We start from the raw sequence: 4,150 nt of genomic DNA, 5'->3' as shown, positions 1-4,150 counted from the left end.
ACCATCGCCGTGGCCATGCTGGTCGGCATCGGCCTCAACGCCGTCGCCATCGATCCGATCAAGGCGCTGTTCTGGAGCGCTGTCATCAACGGGCTGGTCGCGGTGCCGATCATGGCGCTGATCCTCATCATGAGCCGGCGCCAAGCCAATGTCGGACAGTTCCGGCTGCCCGGCGTCCTGACCGTCATCGGCTGGGCCGCCACCGGGTTCATGGCGCTGATCGCGGTGGCGATGGTCTGGAGCTGGCTGGCCGGCTAGCGTCTTGGATGAAGGTATGGAGCCTAGTCGCGCGACAGCGCCACCACCGGGTCGAGGCGCGAGGCGTTGCGGGCCGGCAGGTAGCCGAAGACGACGCCGATCAGGGTGGAGCACAGGAAGGCGGCGACGATCGAGGCGGGGGAGTAGATCAGCCCGACGAACGGGACGGCGGCACCGACCACCGCGCCCAGGCCGAGGGCCAGGCCGATACCCAGCACGCCGCCCAGCAGGCACACCAGCACCGCCTCGATCAGGAATTGCTGCAGGATGTCTCCCTGCCGGGCGCCCACCGCCATGCGCACGCCGATCTCGGACACCCGCTCCGACACCGACACCAGCATGATGTTCATCACGCCGATGCCGCCGACCATCAGCGAGATCACGGCGATGCCGGCGATCAGCAGCGACAGCAGCTGGGTGGCGCCGCTGATGGTCCGGCGGATGTCGTCGGTGTTGAGGATGAAGAAATCCTTGCCGCCATGCCGCTGGGTCAGGAACCGGGTCACCGCCGCCTCCGCCAGGTCCGTGCTCACGTCGTCGGCGACGCGGACCGTGATGCTGCGCAGTGAGGTGTTGCCCATGAAGCGGGCCTGGACCGTGGTGTAGGGCAGGTACAGCGACAGGTTCTGGCTGCCGCCGAAGCCGCCCTGTTGGGTCTCGACCACGCCGACCACCCGGCAGGGTACCTTGCCGACCAGCAGGATCTGGCCGACCGGGTCCTCGCCCGGGTCCGGGAACATGGTCTTGGCCGTCTCCGCGTCGATCACGACGTCCTGCGACAGGGTCTGCGCGGCATCGGTGTCGAACAGCCGGCCGCGCTGCAGCTTGGTGCCCCGCACCACGAAGTACTGGGCGCCGACGCCATTGACCAGGGCGGCGGATTCCCGCGCGCCGTAGCGCACCGTGCTGCTGGTCGACACCGTCGGGGTGACGCCGGCGACATAGGGCTGGCGCGCCAGCTGGTCGGCATCGGCCACCACCAGCGTCGTCACCTTGGCCGACCGGACATCGCCGAAATCCTTGCCGGCGAACACCTCCAGCGTGTTGGTGCCGAGGTTGGAAATCTCGGCCAGCACCCGTTCCTGCGTGCCCTGGCCCAGCGCCACCATGCAGACGACCGAGGCGATGCCGATGATGATGCCCAGCATGGTCAGCACTGTGCGCAGGCGGTGCGCGTTCATCGCCAGCAGCGCCATGCGGAAGGCTTCGCGCAGGCGGTTCAGGAACGCCTGCCACGGGCGCAACGGCTTGCCCTGCGGCCGCAGCCGGGGCGCCGCGGCTGCGGCACCCTCGACCTGGGTCCGGCTGTCGGAAACGATGGCGCCGTCGCTGATCTCGATGATGCGCTGAGCCCGGCTGGCCACCGCCATGTCGTGGGTGACGATGATCACCGTCCGCCCCTCGGCCTGCAATTCGGCCAGGATGCGCAGCACCTCCTCGCCGCTGTGCCGGTCCAGGGCACCGGTCGGCTCGTCGGCCAGCACCACGTCGGCGCCGTTCATCAGCGCCCGGGCGATCGACACCCGCTGCTGCTGCCCGCCCGAAAGCTGGCCCGGCCGGTGGCCGATGCGGTCCGCCATGCCCAGCCGGCCCAGCAGGGCGGCCGCGCGCGTGTGGCGTTCCCCGGCGCGATAACCGGCATAGACCGCGGGGATTTCGACATTGCCCAGCGCCGTCAGCTCGCCCAGCAGGTGGTAGCGCTGGAAGATGAAGCCGAAATGCTCGCGCCGCAGCGCCGCCAGCTCGTCGGGCTCCAGCGCCGCGGTCTCCCGGCCGCGGACGCGGTAGCTGCCGGCGGTCGGCCGGTCGAGGCAGCCGAGGATGTTCATCAGGGTGGATTTGCCGGAGCCCGAGGCGCCGACGATCGCCACCATCTCGCCCGCCGCGATGGTCAGGTCGATGTTGCGCAGCGCCGCGATCGTGCCGTCGCCCGACGGGAACTCGCGCCACAGGCCACGCAGCACGATCAGCGGTTCGCCCGTTCCGGTCACGGCCGCGCACCGGCCTGCGCATCGAGCCCGCCGGTCACCACCCGCTCGCCGGCGCTCAGCCCCGACTGCACCTCGACGGTGACCTTGTCGTTCAGGCCGATCCGGACCTGGCGCGTCTGCGTGGTGCCGTCAGCGCCGACGATCTGGACGGGGTAGCTGCCGTCGGCGGCGCGGGCGCCCAGGGCGGCGGACGGGATGGTCACCACGCCGCGGGCCCGGCCCAGCACGATATGGACCTCGGCGGTCATGTAGGTGCGCAAATGGCCGTCGGCGTTCGGCACGTCGAAGGTGCCGATGTAGTAGATCGCAGCGGAGGTCGAGGACGACGAGCTGCTGCTGGAGGAGGTGGTGGCGGTCGTGCTGAAGCTGGAATCGTTGCGGATCGATTCCGGCGCCGGCTCGATCGAGGTCAGCGTTGTCTCATAGCGCTGGTCGCGGTCGCCCAGGATGGTGAAGTAGACCGGCTGGCCGGCCCGCACGGCGACGACATCGGCCTCCGAGATCTCCGCCCGCACGATCATGGTGTCGAGGTCGCCGAGCACGACGATGGTCGGGGTCGACTGGACGGCATTCACCGTCTGCCCCTCCTGGCTGACGATCGCCAGCACGGTGCCGTCGGACGGGGCGGTGATGCGGGTGTAGCCGAGGTCGACTTGCGCCGTCTCGATCGCCACCTGGCCCTCGGTGATCTGGGCGTCGAGCTGGGCGATCTGGGCCACGGTGACATCGACACCCGCCTGCGCCGATTCCAGATCCGCCTGGGACGAGGCGCGCTGCGCGGTCATCGCCTTCTGCCGGACCAGGGTCAGCCGGTTCAGCGTCAGCGTCGCCTCCCGCTCGGTCCGCTGCGCCTGCAGGTTGGCCAGCGACGCCTGGGCCGTGCGCAGCGCGTTCTGCTGGGTCAGGCTGTCGATCTCGGCCACCAGGTCGCCCTTGATCACCTTCTGGCCCAGCGCGACCTTGACCGAGGTGATGCGGCCGGACGCCTGGGCGCCGACCGCGACCAGCCGCGCCGGCTTCAGCGTGCCGGTGGCCAGCACCGAATTCTCGACATCGCCGATCACGGCCACCGCCGTCATCTGCGGGGCGGCCGCCGGCGGCGACAGCCAGTGCCGCGCCGCCAGGCCGCCGACGGCGAGCACGGCCAGAACCGCGATAATGATGACGAGCCGGCCGCGTTTGCGGCGCGGGCGGGGCGGGGGCGTGGTGGTGCCGGTGACGATGGGGACGCTCCGCATCCGGTGACAGGGCCCGTGCAGGCCGGGCGGTGAGCGGGCTCTTATATCCGGGATCGCCCGCCGGCGTATGTCTCAGCGTTGCCGCAGTCAGATTTAATGCAACGCCCACGGGCGGTCCGGGTGACGGCGACCGCTCACAACCCATAACAACAGATAACGCGGAGATTCCCGGCTGCCGCGCTAATCTGGCCATCCAGAAAAACCGGTCAATTTTCAGAGCGGGGAGGCTCAATCATGGGTACGACAATGAAGCTCGAGGTCGTCGTCATTCCTGTTTCGGACGTCGACCGCGCCAAGAGTTTTTACAGCGGCCTGGGCTGGCGGCTCGATGCCGACGTTCCCGGGGACAACGGCTTCCGGGTCCTGCAGTTCACGCCCCCGGGCTCGCCCTGCTCGATCATCTTCGGTTCGAATGTCACGGCGGCGGCGCCGGGTTCGGCCCAGGGGCTCCATCTCATCGTGTCCGACATCGTGGCGGCCCGTGCCGACCTCGTCGAGCGCGGCGTCGCGGTCAGCGAAGTGTTCCACGACGTCGGCGGCGTGTTCCACCATGCCGGCGAGGATGGCCGTCTGGACGGCCCCGATCCGGCGCGGGGCAGCTACGCCTCCTTCGCGTCGTTCAGCGATCCGGACGGCAATGGCTGTCTGTTCCAGGAGATCACC

General features: G+C 69.7%; 4 protein-coding genes. 2 read left to right on the top strand and 2 right to left on the bottom strand.

Annotated features, from left to right (window positions below):
• Positions 1-258 (top strand): divalent metal cation transporter (locus tag AC3XYG_RS04810; RefSeq protein WP_489138676.1); only part of this gene is annotated, 258 nt, incomplete at its 5' end.
• Between the two features lie 23 nt (positions 259-281).
• Here AC3XYG_RS04810 and AC3XYG_RS04805 read toward each other — a convergent pair.
• Positions 282-2,249: a MacB family efflux pump subunit gene (locus AC3XYG_RS04805; RefSeq protein WP_489138675.1), complete on the bottom strand. Its 1,968-nt coding sequence runs from the start codon at positions 2,247-2,249 to the stop codon at positions 282-284.
• Positions 2,246-3,487: an efflux RND transporter periplasmic adaptor subunit gene (locus tag AC3XYG_RS04800; protein WP_489138674.1), complete on the bottom strand. Its 1,242-nt coding sequence runs from the start codon at positions 3,485-3,487 to the stop codon at positions 2,246-2,248. The genes AC3XYG_RS04805 and AC3XYG_RS04800 overlap by 4 nt, the downstream gene beginning before the upstream one ends.
• 234 nt (positions 3,488-3,721) lie before the next feature.
• On the opposite strand from AC3XYG_RS04800, the gene AC3XYG_RS04795 reads away from it, so the two are divergent.
• The coding region (locus tag AC3XYG_RS04795) for a VOC family protein (protein ID WP_489138673.1) at positions 3,722-4,150 on the top strand (429 nt) is incomplete at its 3' end.

The organism is Inquilinus sp. (genome assembly GCF_057815775.1).
The sequence above is the reverse complement of the archived record's forward strand: the minus strand, read 5'-3'. Positions and strand labels throughout refer to the sequence as shown.

Coding starts and splice junctions, on each gene's coding strand:
- AC3XYG_RS04800 (WP_489138674.1), bottom strand. CDS start 3,487: ATGCGGAGCGTCCCCATCGTCACCGGCACCACCACGCCCCCGCCCCGC.